At 36.4% G+C, this 26481-nt stretch carries 23 protein-coding genes; 14 read left to right on the top strand and 9 right to left on the bottom strand.

Annotated features, from left to right (window positions below; genetic code table 11):
• Positions 1–5: 5 nt before the first annotated feature.
• The 4 genes from O1449_RS10375 to O1449_RS10360 are packed head-to-tail and all read right to left on the bottom strand — an operon-like array spanning position 6 to position 4921.
• Complete coding sequence (locus O1449_RS10375) at positions 6–1118, bottom strand: ABC transporter permease (protein WP_269229927.1); 1113 nt, start codon at positions 1116–1118, stop codon at positions 6–8.
• A complete protein-coding gene (locus tag O1449_RS10370) occupies positions 1115–2245 on the bottom strand; it encodes an ABC transporter permease (RefSeq protein WP_269238256.1) in 1131 nt (376 codons plus the stop codon). The genes O1449_RS10375 and O1449_RS10370 overlap by 4 nt, the downstream gene beginning before the upstream one ends.
• A gap of 3 nt (positions 2246–2248) precedes the next feature.
• A complete protein-coding gene (locus tag O1449_RS10365) occupies positions 2249–3412 on the bottom strand; it encodes an HlyD family secretion protein (protein WP_269238255.1) in 1164 nt (387 codons plus the stop codon).
• 12 nt (positions 3413–3424) lie between these two features.
• Positions 3425–4921, bottom strand: coding sequence for a TolC family protein (locus tag O1449_RS10360; RefSeq protein ID WP_269239701.1), 1497 nt, complete (start codon positions 4919–4921; stop codon positions 3425–3427).
• Between the two features lie 325 nt (positions 4922–5246).
• Here O1449_RS10360 and serC point away from each other — a divergent pair, with 325 nt between their 5' ends.
• Positions 5247–6326 carry a 3-phosphoserine/phosphohydroxythreonine transaminase gene (serC, locus tag O1449_RS10355; protein WP_269238254.1) on the top strand — a complete coding sequence of 360 codons (1080 nt, stop codon included), beginning with the start codon at positions 5247–5249 and terminating at the stop codon, positions 6324–6326.
• 248 nt (positions 6327–6574) lie between these two features.
• On the opposite strand, the gene O1449_RS10350 is transcribed toward serC, so the two are convergent.
• A complete protein-coding gene (locus O1449_RS10350) occupies positions 6575–7513 on the bottom strand; it encodes a hypothetical protein (protein ID WP_269229932.1) in 939 nt (312 codons plus the stop codon).
• Between the two features lie 172 nt (positions 7514–7685).
• On the opposite strand from O1449_RS10350, the gene O1449_RS10345 reads away from it, so the two are divergent.
• From O1449_RS10345 to O1449_RS10335, 3 genes are all read left to right on the top strand, one after another.
• Positions 7686–8114, top strand: a complete 429-nt coding sequence (locus O1449_RS10345; RefSeq protein WP_269238253.1) for a hypothetical protein — start codon at positions 7686–7688, stop codon at positions 8112–8114.
• A 95-nt stretch (positions 8115–8209) separates the two neighbouring features.
• Positions 8210–8680, top strand: a complete 471-nt coding sequence (locus O1449_RS10340) for a YaiI/YqxD family protein (protein WP_004661117.1) — start codon at positions 8210–8212, stop codon at positions 8678–8680.
• Between the two features lie 7 nt (positions 8681–8687).
• Positions 8688–9581 (top strand): DMT family transporter, encoded by an 894-nt coding sequence (locus tag O1449_RS10335; RefSeq protein ID WP_269238252.1) that lies wholly within the window; start codon positions 8688–8690, stop codon positions 9579–9581.
• 17 nt (positions 9582–9598) lie between these two features.
• On the opposite strand, the gene O1449_RS10330 is transcribed toward O1449_RS10335, so the two are convergent.
• Positions 9599–10186, bottom strand: coding sequence for a PilZ domain-containing protein (locus tag O1449_RS10330; RefSeq protein WP_269238251.1), 588 nt, complete (start codon positions 10184–10186; stop codon positions 9599–9601).
• A gap of 25 nt (positions 10187–10211) precedes the next feature.
• Between O1449_RS10330 and O1449_RS10325 the strand changes: the two genes are divergently transcribed.
• The 3 genes from O1449_RS10325 to O1449_RS10315 all read left to right on the top strand — a co-directional run bounded on the left by O1449_RS10325 (position 10212) and on the right by O1449_RS10315 (position 14640).
• Positions 10212–11447, top strand: a complete 1236-nt coding sequence (locus O1449_RS10325) for a lipoprotein-releasing ABC transporter permease subunit (RefSeq protein ID WP_256414632.1) — start codon at positions 10212–10214, stop codon at positions 11445–11447.
• On the top strand, positions 11440–12126 hold the full coding sequence (gene lolD, locus O1449_RS10320; RefSeq protein ID WP_269229935.1) for a lipoprotein-releasing ABC transporter ATP-binding protein LolD: 687 nt from the start codon (positions 11440–11442) through the stop codon (positions 12124–12126). Before O1449_RS10325 ends, lolD begins: the two co-directional genes overlap by 8 nt.
• Positions 12127–12213: 87 nt before the next feature.
• Positions 12214–14640, top strand: coding sequence for a DNA internalization-related competence protein ComEC/Rec2 (locus tag O1449_RS10315; protein WP_269238250.1), 2427 nt, complete (start codon positions 12214–12216; stop codon positions 14638–14640).
• Between the two features lie 41 nt (positions 14641–14681).
• On the opposite strand, the gene O1449_RS10310 is transcribed toward O1449_RS10315, so the two are convergent.
• Positions 14682–15632, bottom strand: coding sequence for a lysophospholipid acyltransferase family protein (locus tag O1449_RS10310; RefSeq protein ID WP_269238249.1), 951 nt, complete (start codon positions 15630–15632; stop codon positions 14682–14684).
• A 138-nt stretch (positions 15633–15770) separates the two neighbouring features.
• On the opposite strand from O1449_RS10310, the gene sppA reads away from it, so the two are divergent.
• The 3 genes from sppA (at position 15771) to O1449_RS10295 (ending at position 18184) form a co-directional block, all read left to right on the top strand.
• The gene (sppA, locus tag O1449_RS10305; RefSeq protein WP_269229938.1) at positions 15771–16793 is read left to right on the top strand and encodes a signal peptide peptidase SppA; all 1023 of its coding nucleotides are present in this window, start codon (positions 15771–15773) and stop codon (positions 16791–16793) included.
• Between the two features lie 136 nt (positions 16794–16929).
• Positions 16930–17724, top strand: a complete 795-nt coding sequence (locus tag O1449_RS10300; RefSeq protein ID WP_269238248.1) for an alpha/beta fold hydrolase — start codon at positions 16930–16932, stop codon at positions 17722–17724.
• Between the two features lie 67 nt (positions 17725–17791).
• Positions 17792–18184, top strand: coding sequence for a hypothetical protein (locus O1449_RS10295; protein ID WP_269229940.1), 393 nt, complete (start codon positions 17792–17794; stop codon positions 18182–18184).
• 28 nt (positions 18185–18212) lie between these two features.
• Here O1449_RS10295 and purN read toward each other — a convergent pair whose 3' ends face one another.
• Positions 18213–18842, bottom strand: coding sequence for a phosphoribosylglycinamide formyltransferase (gene purN / locus O1449_RS10290; protein WP_269239700.1), 630 nt, complete (start codon positions 18840–18842; stop codon positions 18213–18215).
• Entirely contained in the window at positions 18839–19909 is a 1071-nt protein-coding gene (gene purM, locus O1449_RS10285; RefSeq protein WP_269238247.1) for a phosphoribosylformylglycinamidine cyclo-ligase, read from the bottom strand. The genes purN and purM overlap by 4 nt, the downstream gene beginning before the upstream one ends.
• Positions 19910–20043: 134 nt before the next feature.
• Here purM and cxpE point away from each other — a divergent pair, with 134 nt between their 5' ends.
• The 4 genes from cxpE to O1449_RS10265 all read left to right on the top strand — a co-directional run bounded on the left by cxpE (position 20044) and on the right by O1449_RS10265 (position 26422).
• Positions 20044–21237 (top strand): chloramphenicol efflux transporter CxpE, encoded by a 1194-nt coding sequence (cxpE, locus tag O1449_RS10280; protein WP_004661136.1) that lies wholly within the window; start codon positions 20044–20046, stop codon positions 21235–21237.
• Positions 21238–21257: 20 nt separating this feature from the next.
• On the top strand, positions 21258–21953 hold the full coding sequence (hda, locus tag O1449_RS10275) for a DnaA regulatory inactivator Hda (protein WP_004661138.1): 696 nt from the start codon (positions 21258–21260) through the stop codon (positions 21951–21953).
• Between the two features lie 116 nt (positions 21954–22069).
• The gene (gene rbtA / locus O1449_RS10270) at positions 22070–23917 is read left to right on the top strand and encodes a rhombotarget A (protein WP_269238246.1); all 1848 of its coding nucleotides are present in this window, start codon (positions 22070–22072) and stop codon (positions 23915–23917) included.
• Between the two features lie 18 nt (positions 23918–23935).
• Positions 23936–26422: a CSLREA domain-containing protein gene (locus O1449_RS10265; protein ID WP_269238245.1), complete on the top strand. Its 2487-nt coding sequence runs from the start codon at positions 23936–23938 to the stop codon at positions 26420–26422.
• The last annotated feature ends 59 nt before the right edge of the window (positions 26423–26481 follow it).

The raw sequence follows: 26481 nt of genomic DNA, 5'->3' as shown, positions 1-26481 counted from the left end.
GGAAGCTAATCAGCTTCCTTTTTTATTGGTTTCATCATCACAAGGCGATAGTAAGAACATGCTAATAAAATTGCAGCTACCGTCGCAAGATAAATAAGTTTAGGAACAACAATAGATGTTGCGACACCCATTTGATTTAATTGCACAAACATTTGCACGCCGTGCGTAGAAGGAAGTAACCATGCCAACCATTGCATCCATTCAGGCATAGCGGAATGTGCCCAAGCTGTACCTGTTAACAAAAATAGAGGCACAGAGGTCACAACAATCAAATGTCCAACACGTTCGGGCATATCGACCAGAGAACCAACTAGCATCGCTAAACCAATAATACAACTCACATAAATCGGAACAGCGAATAGCATTCCCCCAAAATTACCCCCATGCGGATATTCATATAACCAAAATGTAAAGCCAAATAAATAGAGACAGCCTAAACATCCGATGGTTAATATTGCGGCAAAAATCGCAAAAAATTCTGATCGCTTCGCCACCCAACCTTTTTCTCGATAACTGGCAATCAACATGGCAAGCCCAAGTAATATGGTTTGATGAATGATAAGACTGGACACAGCAGGAAAAATATAGCTGCCATAGCCAGATAATGTATTAAATAAAGGAATTTGATGAATTGAAATCTCAGGGGGGAATGAAGAAGCATGCCCAAATTTTTCTAAATATTCTTGTAAACTCGCTTCAATTGAAGTCGCTAGACCAATTCCCACTTCTTTGGTTCGAATGAAATAGGCTGTACTTAGGTAAAGTCCGATTCCGCCCATTTCACCACGTTTTAAGCTATTGGTGAGATTGTCTGGTAATAATAGAATACCTTCAGCTTTTTGATTTTTTACGAGTTTCTCAGCCTCTAAGAAGTCATCGGTAACTGTTGTGATTCGAATATGTGGACTATTAGCAGCTTGACTAATAATTTTTGAAGTTAAAATACTTTGCTCTTGGTCAACAATCACAATTGGTATATCTGCTGCCGACTGAGCTTTATAAGCAGTAGGGTAGAAAAAACTATACATGATTACAGCTGCAATCAATGTGGTAAATACAGAACTATTTGCAACAATATTTTTAAACGTTTGGATGTAATAGAAGCAAAATGATTTCATTGATTTTGCTCCTGAATATTTTTCTTCAATAAACGAATACTTAAACCTAGATAAAGAGCAGAGAAAATAACTAAAATGCCAAAAGGAATGAGAGATACGGAAATATCACTACCAATGACCCATTGCTCTGTTTGTAGTTTCGCATAAGGCGTATACGGAATAATCATTGACCAAAATTGAGTAAATGCTGGAGCATTATTCAGGGGTAGGGTAATTCCTGAAAAGCTTGGTGATGATCCGCCATAAAGTGCAATAAAACCAAAGGTTTTAGGTAGATCTTTGGTGGCTAAAACCACTGTGCTACTGATGACAGCATAAGAAAAATAAAGTAAAAATTGTGCAAGCAAAATCAGGCTGAGTGAACCTGCAATAAAGTAGCCACGAATATGCGCTAACCAAAACATCCAGCACCATGTCCACGCACAAAAAATGAATACATAGACCAAAATTTTGCCCAACAGGCTAGAAATAATTTGTTTTGAATTTACCCATTCAGTTAAGGTTTTCCTTTTAAATTCCTGTCCGATCGCAAAAGCCACACAACAGCAAAGCAGTAAATGCAAAACTGCGGGTACCATGAACGGCTCAAGGAACAGTTCATAGCTCATATTAGGATTATATAGTGTAGAAATTTTGATATGAGGAGTCGGAACATCCAAGTAGGGGATTACATTTGATAAGTAACTCTCTCCCATATAATCTGCCATACCGTTTAATGTACTCATCAACATCGCAGAAGAAATGGTATTCCCAATACTAAAAAAAGATTGATTGTAGGCAATACTAATTTTTGCATCTTGTGCTTGTACTAATCTTTGTTCTGCGCCATCGGGGATTAAAACGAATCCCCATGCTTCAGTTTTATTAATAAGCTGTTCGGCGTCATCTTGGTTAGTGGTGATGGTTTTTACTTGTAAAGTATGATTGATACTCAGTGCATGAATGACTTTACGGCTCATTTCACTTTGATCTTGATCAATCACAACGATAGGTAAATGCTCAGCTTTACCCGATGCAAACATATTGCCAAAAAGAAGAATCACCAACAAAGGGGCAATGATCGCCATAAAAAAATCAGCTTTATGGCGTTTTAAATAGCACAACTCCCGAAGCATTACTGCAAACATCGGTTATTTTGCCTCTGCAATGTTAAATAAAACACTCATACCGACTTTTAGGTCTGGAATGGTTTGTTCTGGTACTAAATGAAATTTGAAACTACGAATATCATAACCGCCAGTTTGTCTTGTTGTCTTAATCGTTGCAAAATCACCTTCGGCATCAATTTTTTTCACTTTAAAATTTGCTTTACGGTTGAGTGCAGGAATAAAACCTTCCAGAGTTTTAGTTTTATAAATTGAGCTATACATGTCTTCACGGACATTCAAACTTACCCATAAATCATGGTCTTCAAGAATGCTTACTACAGGGATGCCTGTTGCGACCAACTCAGTTGGTTTACCGTAAGTTTTAGAAACAGTGCCATCAGTCGGTGAATATAGTTTGGTCTCTTCGGTTAAAGCATTGGCTTCTTTTACCGCTGCTTGAGCCATAGCCACTTGTGCATCAGCAGTTGATTTTTGTTGCTCCGTACTGCCTCGTTGAGCGCGTGCGTATTGTTGATAAGCTGCTTCTGCAGTTTCACGTGCCGAAGTTTGGGCGGCTAACATTTCATCACGGCGTTGACGAGAAATGACACCTTGTTGAAATAGATTTTCACCACGTTTATAAGTGGTTGCTGCCAAATCAGCTTGGGTTTTCATTGCTTGCCAGTTAGCGTATAAGGTTTCGATATTCTCTTGCTGAGCACCACGATATACGGTTGAATGAAATGCTGTAGCACTTTGTAACGCTGCTTGTGCTTGCTCTTTCTTTGCTTCTAACTCGGGACTAACAAAACGCACCAAAGCCTGTCCTTTTTTAACGGGTTGTCCATCAGTGACGTAAAATTCTTCAATACGGCTTGGAACTTTGGTGCTGATATGTACTGTTTCTGCTTCAACACGACCTTGTAATTCAATGGTCTGAGGTTGATAAGCTTTCCATAGACCATATGCAATTAAACCGAATAATAAAATAAGGATAATTAACCCAATAAGTTTGAATTTTCCATTTTTAGATGATTTATTCGGTGGAATTTTTTTATCCAAAGGTGCTGTTTCAGCTTCTACTTTTTCTGTATGTTCAATTAGAGAAACAGGCTCAGATGCTGCTTCTTTTGTTTGAGCATTTGTTGTTTGGTTGACTTGATCTGTATCACGTTCTGAATTGGATGATGATGGATTCTGGCTCATAAATTTCTCCAATTAGCGGATATAGTCAGTACGTGGTTGATTAACGTAAAGCTTAAATTCATCAATAGAACCATAGCTTTGTAATAAGGTAGCTAAAGATAAAATATATTTATATGAGTTAAGTGCCATTTCAGTTTTTAAAGCACTCAAAGCATTTTGTGCATCAATCACTTGCGTTGCAGTGCCCATACCTTCTTTAAATGAGAGTTGTTGAATGCGTAAATTCTCTTGTGCTGCTTTGGTATTCTGCGAGAGTAATTGATGACTATTTTGCGAAGAACTTAATTCACTATAGGATTTATACAGTACATTTTCGACTTCTTGTTTTGTCCGTTCAGTCATAAGCTCTGCTGCATATTTTTTGAGCTCTGCTGCACGGATATTTTTATTATTGTCTATACCTGAGAATAAATTGTATTTTGCCATCACACCAACAATCCAATTTTCTTTGCTATCTAAGCCGTATTCTCCAAAAGCAAAAACACTTGGTTTTTTAGAGGCTTGTTGAACTTTCACATTTTCATTGGCTAATTCAGTATCTATTTGTAGTTTTTTAATCAAACTTGAGTTCTGATCATAATTTGCAAGCAATTTATCCAAAGAATGATTCTGAGTTAAATTCACAAAAAGTGGGGTACTTAGACTGACACTTTCTTTGGTTTGTAATAGATTCTGTAAACTAAATTCGCTCGCTTTTAAATTAGACTGTGCATTTTGGTAAGTACGTTCAGCATTATTGCGTGCAACTTCAAATTGCATACGCTGTCCCTTGTTAATAAAACCTTGTTTTTCAAGTTTTAGCGCATTGTTATAATGTTCTTGCATGGCATTCAAATTAAATAGTGCTGACTTGGCTAATTGTTGTTGTAATTGCACATTGAAATAAGCCTGAATCATTTCGAAACGTTGTGTATCTTGCTGTTGTTTTTCACTAATATTTGAGCGTTTTGCTTGAATGGTGGCGATTTGTTTAGCGCTATTAATTTTTCCACCTGTATATAGCGGCATAACCATTGAAACTGAAGTACGAACATCATGATCTTCAACAGTGACATCTAAGTTATTTGGAACTTTATTTAAACCATCGCTAACAACTTGATCAAAACCTTGGCTGACCTGATCGATGGCTTCGGGAGGTAATACATTTTGCCATTGAGATAATTTTTCATCAAAACCATTTGTTAATGAGTTTTCTAAACGACGTTTACTTGATTCAAGAGGCACGCTCGTTTCACTATGAAATGCATAGGCTCGAGCATTTAAATCAATTCTTGGTAAGCCTAAATTTTTAACAGCTTCCATTTCTAATTGCGATGCTTGCTGTAAGGCTTGTTGCGCTTGAGCACTATAAGCATTTTGCACGACATATTGTTCAGCTTGGCTATAACTGAAGGTCTGAGCAAATGATGGTAATGAAAATAGGGTACAACTAATCAGGCTCATACATAGGCTGAGCTGTTTTGGAAACCGTTTGAGCTGAAGGCTCGGTCGATCATGTCGTTTCAACATAAGAGCATGTCGCAATTTAATAATATCCTCGGATAGTCTAAATTATTTTTATAAAATTGAAATATTATGTTTTTAATTAAATAGTTATATCACTTCAATTGGTGTATTGAATTTGTAAAAAATAGAGTTTTTAATCTATAAAGAAGAATGGGATTTAAACTGTGATCAGTGAATAAAATGCATCAAAATAATCAAAAGCAGATTAAAAAATTTATATGTTTTTTGCACTAAAATTTAAATATTTACTCGATAAGCTGCTGCAACCTTCGCTAATCTATGATTAAATCCCCATTTCAATTTGTTTCACTTTGACAAGGGAAAACTCATGCGTGCTTATAATTTCTGCGCTGGTCCTGCTGCATTACCTACTGCCGTTTTAGAGAAAGCTCAACAAGAAATGTTGGATTGGCAAGGTAAAGGTTTGTCGATCATGGAAATGAGTCATCGTAGTAGTGACTATGTTGCTGTCGCGGAAAAAGCTGAAGCGGATTTGCGTAAGCTCATGAACATTCCTGAGAACTATAAAGTATTGTTCTTACAAGGTGGAGCATCGCTTCAATTTTCAGCAATTCCTTTAAACTTGCTCGGCAAGAATGCGAAAGCTGATTATATTCATACTGGTATTTGGTCTGAAAAAGCGTTGAAAGAAGCAAAACGTTATGGGGACATCAATGTAATTGAAGCGGGTACGCTCATTGATGGAAAACATGCCATTACTGAGCAAAGCATTTGGAATCTTTCAAATGATGCTGCTTATGTGCACTATGCGGATAATGAAACGATTGGTGGTCTACAATTTGCAGGTGTACCAGACGTTAATACGCCGTTGGTATGTGACTTTTCTTCAAGCATTTTGTCTGCGCCATTAGATGTCAGCAAATTTGGTTTAATTTATGCTGGAGCACAAAAGAATATTGGCCCAGCAGGTTTAACGATCGTTATTGTGCGTGATGATTTATTAGATCAAGCAAAACCTGAAATTCCAAGTATCTTGAAATATTCAGACCAAGCCAAGAATGATTCAATGGTGAATACACCTGCGACTTATGCATGGTACTTATCAGGTCTCGTATTTGAATGGTTACTTGAACAGGGTGGGGTAGATGCCATGTATCAAGTCAACCAAGAAAAAGCAAAATTACTCTATGGTTATATTGATTCTAGTGATTTTTATAACAACCCAATCGCGATTTCGAATCGTTCAATGATGAATGTGCCATTCACGCTTGCAGATGAAGCACTTGAGAAACTTTTCTTAAAAGAAGCTGAGCAAAGCCATTTACTTAACTTAGCAGGTCATCGCTCTGTGGGTGGTATGCGTGCCAGTATTTACAATGCTGTACCATTAGAAGGTGTACAGGCATTAGTTAACTTTATGGATGAGTTCGCGAAACGTCATGGTTAAGCAATAAAGTATAAAAAAAGCTCTCATCATTGAGAGCTTTTTTTATACATATAATCTTGGTCTAATAATCAGAATAAGCCTATATGATGAAAAATGAGCGCAGCTAGAAACATACCTAACAAAAAAAAGCAAAATGCGCCAACATCAAGTTTAAGCCCGTGATCACTTGCATGAAGCAGACTGGTGGTCGTTTGTTCTGGTATAATTTTCATTAGAACGCCTAGAAATGCAATTTATGTGATTTTTTGTCACTTTATACCAGTTTTAGCATAAATATTCGCCTGAATCCATAGGTTGCCGCGAATATATTCGCCAATGTTAAAGTTTTTATACAAATCATTTTTTGTTGCAATTCGAATTAAAATTGCAGGTAAATCATCTTCTAAAACTAAGGTCACATCATACAGTGTATATTCATCTTGCATAAATTGCATGGTTGTTTTGCCAACGATATTACCTTGGAACCAAGCTTCATCTTCTTGACCTAATGTTTCACCATACAAATATGCCACCATTTTAGAAAAATCAACGGTTACAGGTTCGTGATCTTCAGGTGTTTGTGGTTGCCAGTCGTTAATCAGCTCTTGTAAGTTTTCTGGTGCAACACCATTATGTTCAGCCAAAATAGCATTTAAAGCACGATGATGTTTAATCGATGCAGGGTCATCAACAATGATTTTCTCATTTTCAGCAACAGTTTCTAATTCATATGCCCAAGCATTAAATTGAACTTGATAAGTTTGATTTTGATCATATTGAGCATTATTTACACTGAATAAATTATCAAATGCGTAAATAACCGTATTTTTATTTAAGCTTAGACGTAATACGGCTTGGGTAGCCGAATTACAGGTAATAATGCGCTCAATATTTGCCTCATATTTATAAGGACTTTCAAAACTTGGGAAGGCTGTTTTTAATGCGCGTGGTTTTTGATTTTCAACCGCAATAATTTGATTAATAGATATTGCTTGACCACTGGGTCCCTGAATCAACCAAAATGCTTGATCCATCTCTTGTTCATCTTCACATAGGCCCATCGGCATGACAGGTGCATCAAGTGCCAATCCTAACCATTTGGGAACATCAGTTTCAGGTGTATCTGTCAGTAAGTTCCAATGCTCAACATGATTACCGAAATTTTGATCTTGAATTTTAATGGTTTCTGGACTGTTTTGATTTTTCATAAAGCATGATGCTAAAAAGATTGAACTTATTCTATTAAATCGAGGATAACATCCATTTTTCAAGTCTGGATGTGTAATTTCACTAGAAATAATTAGTGCTTACCTAGCTTTCTATAAGTTACATGCTATATTTTGGGTATGTAAATTTTAAAATGTATTGGTTATTTAAGTAATGAGCAAAGAATTACCTAGTAGGATTCATCAAGAAATTTTACAGTTGTGTGAGCAAGGTAATAAGTTATTTGCTCATCAAAAGTTTGTAGAAGCTAAAGCTTTATATGTTGAAGCGCTGAGACTATTGCCTGATGACCATCAAGAGTGGGAAGCTTCAACTTGGATATATGTTGCAATAGGAGATACGCACTTTTATCTAAATAATTACGAAAGAGCATTTAGATGTTTTTACAATGCAGTGCAATGTCCAGATGGTTTAGGTAACCCTTTTATACATTTGAGATTAGGACAGCTTTATTTTGAGCAAAATGATTTAGACAAGGCGGCAGATGAGTTAACAAGAGCATATATGGGCGGTGGACTTGATATTTTTATGGAAGATGATGCTAAGTATTTGGAATTTTTAGAAACAAAAATTAAAGTATAAGTTTTTTGATATAAAAGAGTGTCATGGATAAATAAACAAAGCTTTATATCTTAATCTGCTACACTATATTTTTATTTTTATGAGCTTGTGCCAACGTGCTGCCATTTAAATTATGGGTAGATGCGGATGCTTTACCTAAAATTTTACGTGAAGTGATTTTACGTGCGTCTGATCGTTATCAGTTAGAAGTTACCTTTGTCGCTAATCAGAATGTTGGGATTACGCCATCTCTACGGATTAATTCGATTCAGGTAATGAGTGGGGCAGATCAAGCAGACAAAGAAATCATTGAGCGTATGCATGAAAATGATATTGTCATTACACAAGATATTCCACTTGCTGCACAAGTGATTGAAAAAGGTGGAATCGCAATTCATCCTAGAGGTGAAATTTATACGGTTGCAAATGTTAAAGCACGTCTGCATTTACGTGACTTTATGGATACTTTGCGTGGAGCAGGTGTCCAAACAGGAGGACCACCGCCTATTTCAGAACGAGATAAACGTGAGTTTTCGAGTTCTTTAGATCAAACGATTTTCAAGCAAAAGCGCAAAACTGCTTCTTGAGCTGAATATGCCATCACGTATTAATTTAATGCTCACTTATGGTTTGCTTGTGTTTATTTGGGCGACCACACCTTTAGCAATTGTGTGGAGTGTGGCCGATCTACACCCAATGTGGGCATTGGTTTTACGCTTCTTTATCGCTTTGCCTTTGGCAGTGCTTGTATTGCTACTGTTAAAAATCGAATTTCCAAGACATAGAGTCGCGTTATTGAGTTATATCGCAGGTTCTTTAAGCTTGATCGGTTCCCAAATTTTTACTTATGCAGCAACACCTTATTTAAGTTCTGGGTTGATTGCATTGATGTTTGGCTTAGCTCCGATCATGGCTGGGCTGATTGGAAGATTTGGTTTTCAACAAAAGTTAGCGAGTTTGCAGTGGTTGGGGATGGGAACCTCAATTATTGGGTTAGCGATGATTTGTCTGAGTGGAAGTCAAAAGCATGTGCAGCCGATAGGTATTGTTTTCATGCTGATGAGTGTTTTTGCATATTCGCTTTCTATTTTTCTGGTGAAAAAAATCAATGCTGATGTCCAACCGATGGCTCAAGCAACCGGTTCAATTTTGGTTTCAACAATCTTAGCCATATTATTACTCCCTTGGATTTGGCAACATGCACCAACGCACTTTCCTTCGACGAAATCATTGTTAGCATTGACTTATACCGTTGTAATGGCTTCATTAATTGCGATGTTTTGTTATTTTAAGTTGGTACAAAATTTGAAAGCCACCACCTTGTCACTGACGACGGTGATGACCCCAATGTTGGCAATACTCATAGGTGCCTACCTCAATCATGAACAATTATCTGCACAAGTTTTTGTTGGGGCAAGCATCATTCTATTAGGTTTGTGTCTTTATTTTTATAAAGATTTTAATACCTATCGCCGTTTGAAAATATGAAAACGACATTTTCATATTTAATTTGGGTTGATTTCAGTTTGTCGTGATTCTTGAATACTTTCCACTAATTTGGCACGATCTTGTGGATTAAGGGTAATGAAGTAAGCACCAATACGGAATTTACCTTGTTCATCTGCTGAGCTGTAAGCAACTTGAGCAGTTGCTGCGATATGAAAGTAGTTTTCAGGATGACTCAACGTAATATGAATGTAGGTTCCTTCATTAATATCTTGTGAGCTAAAGAAGCTCAAACCGTTCTCGGAAAAGTTAACTTGTTCAGGGACTGGCAGTAGGGATTGCACGATATTGTCGTAAAAAGAACCAGTAATCAGATTTAATTTTTGATTGAAAAGGGATAATATGCGAGCAATTTGTTGATCTTTTTCATTTAATTGTTCTAATTCGTAGCGAAATGCATGATCAAATTGATCTAATTCAGCAAGTAGTAGAAAATAGCGTGGCAATACAAAGTGAGAATCATAAGGATCATTCAGCGCAACGTCGTCAGGAATGACTTGATAGTTGATTCTTAACACAGCATCAATACGAGACATCACTCGACGTTCAGAGTTGTCTTCAACAAGCTGATGTTGTGAATTTTCCATAATAAATCACCTCGGACTAAATGGTATGTTTAAGCCAATTTCGCTGTATATAGGGTTGAGATACACTCGTGCTCGGCGAAGTAATCATTTTATTTCTTTTATTGCCTTGGTTTCCATGATTGGTTTAACCCTTGGCGTTGCTGTCCTTATTACAGTACTGTCTGTTATGAACGGTTTTGACCGTGAATTAAAAAATCGTGTTCTTGGAATGGTTCCACAAGCCACAGTTTCTTCTACTCAGATACTAACAGATTGGCCTGAGCTTGTAAAAAGAGTTGAACACCATCCGCATGTGACAGGTGTTGCACCATTTACTCAATTGCAAGGGATGTTAACCGCTCAAGGGCAAGTTGCAGGGATTATGGTGACCGGAATTGAGCCTAAATATGAAAAGAAAGTTTCAATTATCCAAAACCATATGGTCTCAGGTGATTTAAATGCTTTGAAGAAAGGCGAGTTCGGTATTGTTCTAGGCAAGGATATGACCGATGCACTTGGTCTTGGTTTAAATGACAATGTCACCTTAGTTCTGCCTGAAGCAACACCATCACCAGCAGGTGTTGTACCACGCTTTAAACGTTTTAAAGTGGTTGGAATTTTTAGTGTAGGTGCAGAAGTTGATTCGATGGTGGGTTATATCGCCTTAAATGATGCATCAACATTATTGCGTTTGCCTGATGGTGCGCAAGGCGTGCGATTAAAGTTAGATGATATTTTTGCCGCACCATCTGTTGCAGATGATATCGTGAAACAATTACCAAGTAATTTCTACGCATCGAATTGGACGTATACGCACGGCAATCTTTTCAATGCAATTCAGATGGAAAAAACCTTAGTGGGTTTACTTCTTGTTCTGATTATTGTGGTTGCTGCATTTAATATCGTTTCATCTTTAGTAATGGTCGTAACAGATAAAAAATCTGATATTGCGATTCTGCGGACTCTCGGTGCTTCACCGTCCATGATCACTAAAATTTTTATGGTACAAGGCACGGTGATTGGTGTCATTGGAACGATTGCAGGAACAGTGTTAGGTGTAACTTTAGCATTGACCATTAGTGATATTATTTCTTGGTTCAATACTGCTCTAGGTTTGAACTTGTTTGATGCCTATTTTGTTCACTATCTGCCTTCATATCTCAGATGGCAAGATGTTACGGTAATTGTCACTGTTTCATTATTGATGAGCTTTTTGGCGACAATTTATCCTGCATTACGTGCAGCCAAAGTTCAACCTGCTGAGGCATTACGTTATGAGTAAGATCGTCTTAGAAGCCAAAGATATTTATAAACATTTTGATGATGGTAAAAGCAAAGTTGAAGTGATTAAAGGTTTATCACTTCAAGTAAAAGCAGGCGAGTTTGTTTCGATTGTCGGTTCTAGTGGTTCAGGTAAAAGTACGTTATTACATGCGCTTGGTGGCCTAGAGCAACCATCGCAAGGTCAAGTTTTTTTACAAGGGCAGCGTTTTGATAATTTAGGCGAAGCAGAGCGTGGTTATAAGCGTAATCAATATTTAGGTTTCGTTTATCAATTTCACCATTTGTTGCCTGAGTTTTCTGCTTTAGAAAATGTAGCCATGCCTTTGATGCTACGTAGTGAAAGTAGTTATAAGGATGTTAAAAGACAAGCAGAATATCTACTTGATCGTGTCGGTTTATCGCATCGTTTAGATCATAAACCCGGTGAATTATCGGGCGGTGAGCGTCAACGTGTGGCTTTGGCGCGTGCATTAGTGACGAAACCTGCAGTTGTATTAGCAGATGAACCAACTGGTAATTTAGATCGTAAAACAGCATTGAGTATTTTTGAATTGCTGACTGATCTCAAAAAAGAGCTGAATATGGCGATGTTAATCGTGACTCATGATGAGCAATTGGCTCAATCAGCAGATTCGATTTTGCATATGCAAGATGGTTTATGGATTGATCCAAAATAATTTATTTTGTTTAATCTCTTGTTAAAGCCCTGAAAACGGGCTTTAATTTTGCGTTCAGAAAAATCAAAAACTTAATTAAAAAATTACATGTTAAAAATTATTTTATTGGGCTGGATTGCTGGTATTGCAGTCATGGGATTTCATCTTGATTTTATCGAGCTGACATGGTGGATTTGGTTGGCTATTGCAATCCTGATCTTTAGCTTTTGCATATACAAGAAAGAATCCTATTTTTATCGACCTTTTTATAAAGCACTTATTTTACTCAGTGCAAGCTGGGGATTGTTTACAACAGGATATCATTTTGCAGATTCCGAATTAGAACAAAGATTGCAATTAAAAGAGTTTCAATCAAAATCCTATGAAGCAATTGTTTATATTAAAAGCATAGATGAATTGAGTGATGATGGTCATAAACAAATTGCTGAAGTACTTAATCGACATAAGCAACCTGTTAACTGGTTACTTTATTTAAAACAAGACAAATATCAGTTTAATCAGAAACAAAGCTTAAAGTTAGGTCATTATTATCGAGTTCATGGTCAAATTAAACCAGCGCATAGTTATGCTGTTGTGGGTGCATTTGATCAGGAAAAATGGTTTTTGCAGCAAAATATAATGTCTGCATTTTCAGTGCAATTTATTCAACCTTTAAGCTTTGATGAAATTTACCGTTTGGGTTATCAAGGTCACTTAAAGCAACAGCAAAGCTTTTCTGCTAAATTTTTATTAAGCGTTGAGATGAAACGTTTAGAATTTCGGCAAATGTTACAAGCATCTAAGCTTCAGCACAAAGGTTTACTTTTAGCCTTGCTAACAGGTGATGAAAGCCTGTTATCCAATACATTGAAACAACAATTTCAACAGCTTGGAATTTCGCATTTGTTAGCGATTTCTGGTCCACATGTGTTGATTTTTGCATTAATGTTGTCTTGGTTGATACAACGTCTCATACAGCATTACTGTCCACATTTATACTTATGGCAGCCTAGACAAATTTTATTATTATTGCCATTTTTACTCAGTGTTCTGGTGTATGTGGCATTTGTTGGTTTTGAGATTCCAGCAATCAGAACTTTATTGACTGCTTTGCTTGCAAGTATTTTTCTCTTCTTTCGTCAATCGATTCGTCCATTTAGCTTATTGATCTATAGTGCCAGTATATTATTGTTTTTTGATCCTTTTAGTATTCTATCCGCTGGTTTTTGGCTGTCATATGGTGCGTGTTTTATTCTACTTAGAGTTTATCAAACCATTGCACAATTACCGCAAGATCAGCCTATTACGTGGACTCAAAAAATATTTTTAGCTGCTAAAGTTTTGGTTGAATCGCAATCTAAGATCTTTATCGCCTTATTACCATTAGTCTTGATTTTCTTTCAGCAAGTTTCTTGGATTGCACCTGTCAGTAACTTAATTGCAATTCCTTTACTTGGTGGCGTCGTTGTGCCATTGGATATTTTGGCTGCATGTATTTGGCTCATCATTCCTGCATTAGGACAGTTTTTATTTCAAATTAATGATTTTTTATTATCTATATTGATGTCAATTTTAGACATCTTGCAACATATTGCACCGCATTTATATGGGGTAAGTTATACACCCTTAATGATGGTATCTCTAACCCTTGGTATGCTTATTTTATTTATGCCGAGGGGGACGATTCCTAAATCTTGGGCATTGATTTGTTTTTTACCTATATGTATAGGTGTAAAGACTCAACCTACGGTTTTAAATATTTTAGATGTTGGACAAGGGCAAGCTGTATTTTTACAACATCCCGAACAAATCTTTATGATTGATACAGGGGGCTCTTACAATGAAAATAAATTTAGTTTAGGAGAGCGGGTTGTTATTCCATTTATACGGCAACAAGGTGTACGCCATATCGACCATTTAATCTTATCTCATCTTGATCAAGACCATAGTGGTGCTTTTCCTATTATTCAAAAAAACTTTGAAATATCTCAAGTACAGTCAAATGAATATGACCAAAAAATGCAGTTCAAAAATAATTTCTCATTTTGTCAGCAAGGTCAGCATTGGTCCTATCAAAATCTAAAAGTTGAAATTCTATCCCCTAAATCAGATGAGCTTATTCATGCAAAGGATCAGCAAAATGAGTATTCCTGTGTGGTGTATTTGCAGTTTTTAAATGTCCAGCCTTATCAAAATTTCTTAATCATGGGAGATGCAGGTTGGGAGGCTGAATATAAATTAATGCAACAATATCCCGATTTAAAAGTAGATGTTTTGATCTTGGGACATCACGGGAGTAAACATAGTTCTGCTTATGATTTTTTAGCGACTTTAAAACCTAAGCTTGCGATTGCCTCGGCAGGGTTTGATAATCGTTATGGTCATCCCAGTCAAGAGTTGAAAAATCGTCTACAGGCACTACGCATTCCATTGTTAACTACGGCTGAAGCAGGGACAATTCGTTTTGTTTTTGAAAATGGTCAGGTTGAGCTAAGGCAGCAAAGACAACAAATTAAATGGTTGGAAAGAAAATAACTTAAATATTGTAATATTTTCATATCACAATATTTATAGGATTAAAGCTGAATATTTTCTTGCTTACGAACTTCAGCAACTTTTGCTAAAGCTTCGTTGACATCAATATCATAAATTTTGTGTAGGCTAGGGTTTGCACTGAATCGTTTATAACTCCAGTGATAATGCATTGGAAGGCGTTGGATTAAATTTTCCAAAGTTTGATGAATAATAAGCGTACCATCTTCGGCATTACCTTCATAAATTTGAGGATTGATACGCTCGATATGCATGTCGAATCCACCTTGGTCATTCCTCAAGGCATAAAGGAATAAAGTTCGTGCTTTTGTTTTTTGAATTAACTTTGCGCTTAAACTACTCGATGCCAATGGAATACCAAAATACTTAATCATTTCACCACCGTGATCAGGGGTGTGATCAGGTAAAATAACAGTTGTACCACCTTGTTTTAATGCTTTAAAAATCTGACGAACTCCACTTTCATCAGTGGGTACTAAATTCGCTTGATTACGGCTACGTGCATCACGAACAAAACGATCAGCATCAGGATTTTTCACAGGCTTATAAAGGATGGTCATTTGAGTATGTTTGGATAGCCATGCATTCATCACTTCCCAAGTACCCAAATGAGGCATAATCAGGACAAGTCCTTTTTTCTCTGCGAGGGCTTCGTGAAAATAATGCTCATTATGAATTTTGTGAATGCGCCGAATATTTTTCTCATTTGAAGCTCCCCAAATGCTCACAAATTCAAAATAAGAGGTTAATTCATTTTTAATTGCTTGTTTTTTTAATTGATTTATTTCTTGTTGTGATGCTTCAGGGAATGCGATCTGTAAATTCAATTGTATAATTTTTGAGAGTTTAGAAAGCTGGAAACTATTGAGCAATCGCGCAACAAAACCTGCGATAAAACGACCTAATTGAAGTGGTTGATGACTCAGAAATTGTATGAGACGGTAATTACTATTTGTTGATTTGGGGTGTGCCATATATCAAACATTAAAAAAATTACAAGAGGAGAGTATAACGTATAAAATAATTATAAGTTAAAACAAGTTATTTAAACAGTTTTCTATAAATCAGCGTATATAATAAATTCACTTTACAATACATTGGATTGGAATCTTATGTCCGATTGGCCACCAAAACCACAAAATGAACCTACAAATAGCAATAATGTGACAGGCAAAGAATGGCAGATTTTAGAAAAAGCTGTTTTGGCTTCTGTCGAAGAACAACGTCGTAGCCGCCGTTGGAGCATCTTTTTTAAATGCTTAGGTTTTGCATATTTACTTATCGTATTGATTGCAATGACTAAAGGGTGTTCGACCTCAGCAGAGAAATCAACCACGGATGTTAGCAGTGACCATTTAGCTGTTGTTGATATTGTTGGAACAATTGACTCGTCAAGCAGTCAATCTACAGTCAATAGCGAAGATACCAATAAGGCATTAAATCGTGCATTTGAGGCGAATGGAAGCAAAGCTGTTGTTCTAAATATTAACTCTCCTGGTGGTTCACCAGTGCAATCTGATGAGATTTGGCAAGAGATTCGCTACCTTAAAAAACAACATCCAGATAAAAAAGTCTATGCTGTGATTGGTGATATGGGTGCATCAGGTGCTTACTATATTGCTTCTGCGGCAGATGAGATCATTGTGAACCCATCAAGTTTGGTTGGTTCAATCGGTGTGATTATGCCGAATTATGGTTTGAGTGGTTTAGCACAAAAACTAGGTGTTGAAGACCGTACTTTAACTTCTGGGAATAATAAAGATATTCTGAGCATGACGAAACCAATCAATCCTGCACAGCAAGCACATGTACAAGCGGTTTTAGATAATGTGCATACACACTTTATTAATGCAGTCAAAGAAGGTCGTGGTAAACGTTTGAAATCGAATGATCCTGCAATTTTCTCTGGTTTATTTTGGACAGGTGAGCAAGCGATTGCACTTGGGATTGCAGATCGTAGTGGTAGTATTACTACGTTGATGCGTGATCTTAAAGTAGATCAAAAAGTGGATTATACCGTTCAACGTAATCCATTAGAGTCTATTTTAGGGCGTATGGGTACGAAAATTGGTGAGGGGATTAGCAGTTCTCTTACAGCACAATTAGAAACCCAACAAAACGCAAAAATACAATAATCATTAAGACTAGGCTGTGATCATTCACAGCCTTTTTTATTTTTAAACGTAACTGGGCAGTTCTCCCTTTTAAATTGCAAAGCATTTGCAGCGCGAGATAATCGACCCATCAATACATAAATTAAAAGACAAGCTTATGAAACCTTTGATTCATTTTGCACATGCCAATGGTGTTCCTTCTAAAGTTTATCAGAAGCTATTTGAGCAGTTAAAAGATCAATATGACATTATTTATGTTGCAGAGATTGGCACTGATAAACGTTATCCAATTACGCATGGGTGGCGGCATTTAGTTGATCAAATCATTGATAGTATTGTGCAGCAATCACAAGGTCGAAAAGTAATTGGCTTGGGACACTCGTTAGGTTCTGTATTGACATTGATGGCGGCTTATCGTCGTCCTGAATTATTTTCTCAAGTGATTATGCTGGATCCACCATTTATTATTGGTAAAGCATCATTTGCTTTTCATCTTGCTAAAGTGTTTAAACCTAAATTGGTCGATAAAATTACGCCAGCAGGTCTATCAGTACGTCGCCGTGATCATTGGGAGTCTCGTGAACAAGCCGCAGAGCTGTTGAGTTCAAGAGGATTTTATCTACACTTTGATGCAGATTGCTTTCAAGCTTATATTCAGCATGCTTTGAGCAATGATCCATTGAAGGGTGGAGTGACTTTAACCATTCCGAAAGTGGATGAGGTTGCAATGTTTAGAACGACACCATCGATGTGGTGGTTACCTATGCCAAAACCTAGAGTACCTGTTCATTTGGTTGTTGGTCGTGATAGTGTGTTCTTAAAAGAAAAACTTCCTCAAGTTGCTAAACGGAAATTGGGTATTCCTTTTTCAGTTGTTAATGGTGGACATATGTTCCCATTAGAGCATCCGATTGAAACTGTGGAAAAAGTTAGAAGTTTGATTAATAAATAAGCTAAAAATAGTAAATTCAACCAAGTGCATTATAAAAAGACTTGGTTGAATAAATGGAAAATAAGAAATGCGATTTATTCAAATAATTTGCAAAGAAAAGAAATGGAAAGTTTATGCTTTAGGCGCATATGCGGTGCTTATTCTATTTTTCTATGGTGTGCAGTATTTTTATTATCAACAAACACAAGAATTATTGTGGTTAAGTTTAAATACAGTCGCAGGACGCTTGGTACAACATCCATTCATTTGGTTATTTTTTATTGTTGATATATTTCCTGTTTTATTTGCATTTTTATGCAATCAAACGCAATATAAAAAATATTTTAGATGGTTTGTATTTTTTCTCATTATTCCTGTAGATTTATTTTATTTTTGGGAGGTTGGGCTGCCATTTAACTGGATACTTTTCAATCTATTGACTGTCGGTATGCTAAATTCACAGCAGCATATCAGAACGTAAAAAACGCACCCGAAGATGCGTTTTATTTTTAGAATTGAGCAAACTGAATTGGTCGTTCTAAAGGTTTTTTATTGAAATAGGCTTGACCGTTTGTCCAAGTGAGTTGACCGTTACATAACCACTCTGCAACTTGAGGGTAGATAAAATGTTCCAACTTATGTACACGTTGCGATAGGCTGTCTACAGTATCATGCAAACTTACTTGAATTGCAGATTGCGCAATACTTTGTCCAGCATCAAGTTCAGCAGTGACAAAATGAACGGTGCAACCATGCAGGCGATCTCCAGTATTTAATACGCGTTGATGTGTATTAATCCCTTTATAAACAGGGAGGAGAGAGGGATGGATATTTAACATTTTACCTTGCCATTTGCTGACAAAGTTTGGTGTTAAAATACGCATAAAACCTGCAAGAATGACTAAGTCAATTTCCCAAGCAAGCAATTGCTGATGCATCGCATCGTCAAAGCTTTCTCGATTTGGATAATCTTTATGTGAAATAACAGCGGTTGCAATATTGGCTTTCTCAGCACGCTGCAATGCATAGGCATTAGCTTTATTTGAGAGTACACCAATGATTTGCCCCGATAGATTTGCATCTATCAGGGCTTGTAAGTTGCTACCATTGCCTGAGACAAGTACAGCAATTCTCATTATGCAAAGATCACGCGAATTTTTTCGTCTGCACCTTCAACTGATTCAGCATTTTCTTGGATATGACCAATTTTCCATGCTTTTTCGCCTAGAGTATTTAATAGGTCAATTGCTTTATCAGCTTCGCTCGCATCAACAGCGATTACCATACCAACGCCACAGTTAAATGTGCGATACATTTCAAAACGTTCTACGTTACCTTCACGTTGTAACAGTTGGAATAGTTCTGACCATTCCCAGCTTGATTCATCAATGACAGCTTGTGCGCCGTTTGGAAGAACGCGAGGTAAGTTACCTGGTAAACCACCGCCAGTAATGTGTGCCATTGCATGCACATCAACTTGTTTGCAAAGTTCAAGTACTGGTTTTACATAAATACGTGTTGGTTCCATTGCAACATCTGCAAGTGGACGACCATCAACGATTTGAGTTAAATCAACGTTCTTAACATCTAAAATTTTACGTAGTAATGAGTAACCATTAGAGTGAGCACCACTTGATGCAACACCGATCAGTACATCACCAGATTTTACTTTAGTGCCATCAATAATTTTACTATGCTCAACTACACCAACAGCGAAACCAGCAAGATCGTAATCTTCGCCTTCATACATACCTGGCATTTCAGCAGTTTCACCACCAACAAGTGCACAGCCAGCAAGTTCGCAACCTTTACCAATACCCGTAACGACATTTGCTGCAACATCAACATTCAAATGACCTGTTGCATAGTAGTCTAGGAAAAATAATGGTTCAGCACCACAAACGAGTAAATCGTTTACACACATTGCCACAAGGTCTTGACCAATTGTGTCATGGCGATTTAGGTTTAACGCTAAACGTAATTTTGTACCTACACCATCTGTACCAGAAACCAATACAGGTTCTTCATAGCCTTTTGGGATTTTGCATAGTGCACCGAAACCACCAAGACCGCCCATTACTTCAGGACGAGTAGTGCGTTTTGCGACTGATTTGATACGATCGACCAGTGCGTCGCCCGCTTCAATGTCGACGCCCGCATCTTTATAGCTTAAACCAGTATTTGGGGTAGAAGTTGAGTTGCTCATAGTGAAGTCTCCGCATTGGCGGCAGATTATAACCTGAATATACGAAACTCTTATGTTATTTATGCTCGAAAATGCTATCTTTAATTAAATTTTTTTTCCATTTATAACGATTACACGAAAAAAGGCTAGATTTTATGCAAGATCAGGTACTACGTCGTATCTTTATCCTCGCAGGACTCGCATTACTACTTTGGGTGTTGTATCTATTAAAACCAGTTGTATTACCATTTGTTGGCGCTTTTTTTATTGCCTATCTCTTTAGTCCCCTTGTAGATGTCCTTGTAAAAATTAAATTACCTCGTTGGTTGGCGATCAGTCTCGTCTTTGTTGGGATTGGCGTAACCTTAACAGTTGTTTTATGGTTCCTTGTTCCATTGGTTTGGAAGCAATTAATCTATGCGCGAGATAGTATTCCAGCTGGTATACATTGGGTAAATGCGACATTTCTACCTTGGGTATCCCATACTTTTAATGTTGTCCCAATGGAGTTGGATACAGAACAGATTTCTAAAGCAATTATGGAATACATTCAAACGAATTACAGTGCAGATAGTATTCAAGTCATGGCTTTACGTTTAGCACAATCTGGTTTGAATTTTATTCAATTAGGTGGCGTATTTATTTTGATTCCTATCATTTCATTCTATTTCTTACTTGATTGGGAAAGAATGTTGCAAAGTATGCGTCGTTTAATACCTCGTCCATATGAAGAATCAACCTTAGTGATTGTTCGTGAATGTCATAGTGTGCTTGGAGCGTTTGTTAAAGGTCAGTTCCTCGTAATGCTGCTATTAGGAATAGTGTATGCCGTTGGCCTGCAAATTATTGGTTTGGAAGTTGGTTTAATTATTGGAATGATTGCTGGTTTGGCCAGTATTATCCCTTATCTAGGCTTTGGTGTTGGTATTATCGCGGCCGTGATTGCTTCATTATTCCAGTTTGGTCTTGATTGGATGCAGTTACTTTTAGTGGGTATTGTATTTATGATTGGGCAAATGGTCGAAGGATATATTTTGCAGCCTTTCTTACTTGGTGACAAAATTGGTCTATCTCCTGTTGCCGTTGTATTTGCGGTACTAGCTGGTGCTCAACTGGGTGGTTTTTTAGGGATGCTGATTGCTTTGCCTGTAGCGGCTGTTATCGTCGTGTTACTTAAACACGCAAGAGATAATTACGAAAAAAGCCGGTTTTACGGATCTCCAATAGAGGTCAGTATTCCACATGGTGAAATTCAACGTATAAATGTTGATGCTGGTGATGTAGAACTTGATATTGAGATTAAAAACTCTCAAGATAGCGAAACTTCACATTCAAATGATCTAAAGTAATTGAGGAACAAATTAACGATATGCGTCAACTACAACTAGATATAGAACCACAGCTCGATGCGCGAATTAGCGATTTCTCGGGGCCAGGGTGGGGTCATGTAGTTGATGCGATACGACAGTTACATACTGGGCTGGTAAATCGCTTTTATGTTTATGGTGGTGCTGGTACAGGTAAAAGTCATTTACTCTCTGCAATTTGTGATTCATATTTAGAATTAGGTCGTCGAGCAATAAAAGTCTCATTATTAGAATTATTAGATGCACCCATTGAAGCGATTACTTCATTAGAATTTTATGATTTAGTGGCATTAGATGATATTGATGCAATTAGTGGTGTACCTCATTGGCAAAAAGCTGTTTTTCATTTAATGAATAATCATGAGGGACAACTGGTCTTTTCATCTCGTGTAGCGCCGATAGAATTAAAATTAGAATTACCTGACTTACAGTCGAGACTGACTCAAGCGGTGAGTGTCAAAGTACCAAATGGAAGCTCATATACGGATCGACAGGCTTTATTACACTCTGTTATGACGAGGCGAGGAATTCATTTTGACCAACAAATTATTGATTATTTGTTGAGTAATGGGCCACATCAAGCTTCTATTTTATTACAGACATTAGCCCAACTTGAAAAGATGTTGAAAGGTGAGAAAACAAAGCTCTCAAATACAACGATTAAGCAAATTTTTGCTCTGATTGATGAATATCACTAATCGCATAAAATTTCTTGAGTAATTTTGACAGCTATGACAAAGTACGCACAAAGGAATGTCGTTGCAAATTTGTAGTTTGCAATACTAAGAAAAATGAAAAATAGAAGGAGAACGGTATGCTCAAACGGACGCTTGCCTGCGCTTTATTTGCGATTACTGGACATGTATATTCTGCGGATATTCAAGTTACAACATTAGTTGATGAAGACAAAGATGATACCGTTTGTTCATTACGTGAAGCTGTAACATTCTTAAATAATCGTACCCAAAAAGAATTTGAAAATGGTTATCATGGTTGCGGTAATAAAGATGCTTCATCGATTATTATCCTAGAACGTGATAAAGAATATGCTTTGAGTAAAACACTTGAAGTTAAAGCCGCAATGACAGTTAAAACCGCTGCTAGCACAAGCTTTAATGATACAAAAAAGGGTTTAAATAACGCTACTATTAAAATGGTAGGTACCGAAAGCTTACTTATTGTTGATGATAATGATGTTGAAAAAGACCCATTAGTAGTTAACTTGAATGAATTAAATTTAAAAGGATCATCACAAAAAGTAATTGAAGGCGGTTTGATTTCAAATCGAGAGATATTAACAATTCAATACTCTCGATTGATGGGCGGAAATGCAAAGTTGGGGGGGGCTATATATAATAAAGGTTTACTTTCTGATAAAAAAACTGCAGGAATTGTTAGTGTAAATAATACTATTTTTGAAGATAATAAGGCTGATCAAGGTGGGGTTATTTATAGTGAAGTTCCTCGTTATATTATTACACAATCAGTTATACGTAATAATGAGGTTAAAGCAAATGGAAGCATTTTGTATGTTCAAAATGCTTATAGTGATACTGCGATTTCGAACGCCTTAACATTAAGAGCATTTGGAATTAGGAATTCCACCATTTTTAATAATAAGGGAGGTTATGTAGCAAATATTCGAGGTGGAATGGTCATCAATAATATTACGATGATCTATAATGATTCAGGATTATATTTGCAAGCTCCAAAATGGATTTCAACCCCTGCCACTGATACAACACAAGCTAAATTAGAGAATAGTGCATTTATTTCAAACAGTATCATAGCTAAAAATAATCAAAACTGTGTTGCAGATACTAATGACTCTTCAGTTATTCAAAGTAATTTAACAGAAATAGATTGTGATCGTAATGCTCCAGCTGGACTACCAAATTTTTTATTAAATACTGATTTGCTTGCTGGTAGTCAAATGGAAGGAGATTGTGATTTACCTCAGGATAAAGGATTGTTGTGCCCATATGCAATTCCTAAAGATCAAATGCTAGGTTTTTTTCAACCAAGACTATTGACTTCTTATAATTCATTATCTGAGTCTTTAATCATCAATAAAGGACGTATTTTTAGTGATGGAACAAATAAAGGAGCGATTAGTTGTGAAACTTCAGATCAGCGAGGTAAGGCACGAAGTATTTATAGTGAATTATGCGATTTGGGTGCAATTGAATTAGTCGTAAATCGTAATGATGTAGAAATTGCTGGTCAAGATATTTTATATGGTCAACTCGCTAAGTTCAGTATTGCAAATAGTTTGTTGGATGGGGAGTTGGTTGCTCCTGATGCATGTAAAATAATCTTTAAGAGAGACACAGATTCTAATGGGTTACCATGGCAACCAGGCTGTCTTGAAATTGAACAAACTGAAACAAAGTCTAAAGGTAAATTGACCATTGATTTAAAAGGTAATATTGTTTATGTTCCCTATAGTAATTGGCATGGTGCAGATAAATTTAATATCCGTGTAATCACTACGATCACTAGGCTTAATGACCCTTCAAATTACTATATTGATATTCCTACGACGATTGTCCAAGACCCACCAAATAATTTTCAAAGTAAAACTGTAAATGTTGGTAGTATAGACTTTGGATGGATTTTCATAATATTCGGTTTGATTGGATTCAGACGTTTTAAATCATAATCAAGGATGATGGATGAGATGCAAAATTATAAGAAAACCTTATTAGCATTGATGGTTATTTCTGCTATGCCATTATTAGCTGCTACAAATGGTGCAACAGCACCAATTAAAGTGACTACTTTTAATGATGATAATGAAGAAGATTCGCTTTGTTCAATCAGAGAAGCCTTGAAAGTTGCAAAAACTCGTGTATCTGCACACGGTTGTGTTGTTGCCGATATTTATTCCAATACGCAGGATATACAATTAGAAGCCGGTGAGTACACATTAAAAAGTGAACTAATACCTGATTCAGAGGTGAGAATTTGGGGGGCAGCTCCAGCTAATTGGAATGAAAAGAATGTTTTGATTAATGATGTTGCGAATCAATACCCTGCACAAGTTGAACTTAAAACTACTATCAAAGCTGAAAACTCTCGAATTTTTAATACTACGGGTGGAAAAAATCCTTTAGCATTAACAAATTTAATACTTACTAATGGTATTGCACCTAATCAGGGAAATGGTGGTGCTATCTATGCTGGTGGAAATATCACCTTACAAAGTACTCGAATTTTAAACTCTAAAGCATCTACTGGCGCAGGTGGTGCAATTTATTTAGCTGGATTGAATGCTTCTGCTACAATTTCTAATAGTTTATTTGAGGGTAATGATGCTTTCGTAGGAAGTGTTATTGCAATGGCTTGTAAGAGTGATAATACTTATTTAGAGCGGAATATTAGTTTTACAGCAAGTAGTTTGATAAAAAATGGATCAGAAAATTCATTAAGTATGTTTGAATTTTGTGGTCTATTGCCTAAAACAGAATTAAAAGCAAATACAATTGCTCAAAATATTGCTAACTCTAGTAAAGGTAATTTAATAAAATTCACGGGTGATACAAAAGCTGGAACAGAAAATCAAAATGATTCAAGTATATTAAGTAATGGTAGTGTATTATCATTAACAAGCAATACTATTGTTGAAAATAAAGCATTTACAACTTTTTTATATGATAAAATTGGATTAAAAACCCTACTCTTTAATGTTCTTGCTTATAATCAAGGTGCTTACTCTTGTCGTTATTTATTAGGTGACGCTGCAAAAGAGGAAAATGTAGGGATAGGTGCAATATATAATGCATTTCCGTTGGCCAATAATGGTAAATGTGCTTTACCAGATCTGATTTTAAAGGATAATAAGACAAATATTGATTTAACTAATATCCCTATGGATACAATATTAAGTCATCAAGTTCCAGCTTCCCAGTATACAGCGTTTTTACCTATTTATTATCCGAAGAGGGTAGCTCAAACAGGTACTGATAAGAAAGATTTAGTGAATGTAACTGCTGAGGGTGTTGCGGGTTGTAGTGATTATGATCAACGTGGATTAGCTAGATTTGCTGATAGAGCATTATTTTATCAACCTGATGCAAAAAATACTTGTGATATTGGTTCCGTAGAGTTGATGCGACTAACAGCTGGTGATATTAATAGCATTACTAATGGATCGTTAAGTCAATTAATAAGTGATTATAAGACTCAAAATGATTATTTTGATAATCTAGTTAAGAATCCGAATGATCAGGAATATCTTACTTACTATAAATATCGCTTAGCGCAATATAAAAAATTAGTTGAATATTACGATAAAAAAGAAAATTTTAAATATCGAGCTGTTTATATCGATTTACAATCATTTAAACTTCCATTACCACATGAGGTTGCTTTATCTGATGAAAGTCACCGATTAGATTTTTTTAGTCCGGAATTGTATGATATTGAGGTGGAAACAATAGGCGTCGGTAGTACTATTGAGGGGAAACTAAATTTTCGCAAAGACGAAAATTTAGTTTGTAGTTGGGTGCCTGAAATTCAACAAATTATTGTATATAGAAAAGATGATGCAATTACACAGGATGGTGAGCAAGCTTTATGTAGTTACACCATCAAATATAAAGCTGATCATACAATTCAGACTAAAGGCTTAATTAAAGCCTCATTTACGAATCAAGCACCTGAAGCTAAAGATACATCTGTGACATTAAAGTATCAGCAAAAAGAAATCGCAAAATTGAATCTTTTAGAATTAGCTAATGATTCAGGTGATACAGGTCCAGGTGGTAAAGGTCCTGAAACAAAGCCTAATAAGTCAGACTTTTGGATAAATGAAGATGGGGTAGAATTACCGATAAGATTATCGAATGTCCCAACAAAAAATCTAATAGTTACTGCTGATCGTAAAGGTAAATGTCCTGCTCCGGATCAAAAAGAAACGTGTTATGGCGGAAATATTTATATTCAAGAAGTAAATACTTTTAATCCATTTAATTATTCGTTTAATTATCAAGTTTATGATAATGATGAGACACCAAAACTGTCAAATTTAGCAACCGTGAAAGTTATTAGCACTGCAACCACCTCAGATGATACTCGACCTGCGAAAAGCGGCGGAGGGAGTATGGGTATCTTCTCTGCATTAAGTTTGTTGGGTTTACTAGCATATCGTCGTTATAAAAAGTAAGATTGAATAAAAAAGAGCGCTTTAAAAGCGCTCTTTTTTATACTTTCAAATTATAAATT

The organism is Acinetobacter sp. TR3, from assembly GCF_027105055.1.
Lineage (GTDB): Bacteria > Pseudomonadota > Gammaproteobacteria > Pseudomonadales > Moraxellaceae > Acinetobacter.
This window is presented reverse-complemented; position numbering and strand designations above follow the sequence as displayed.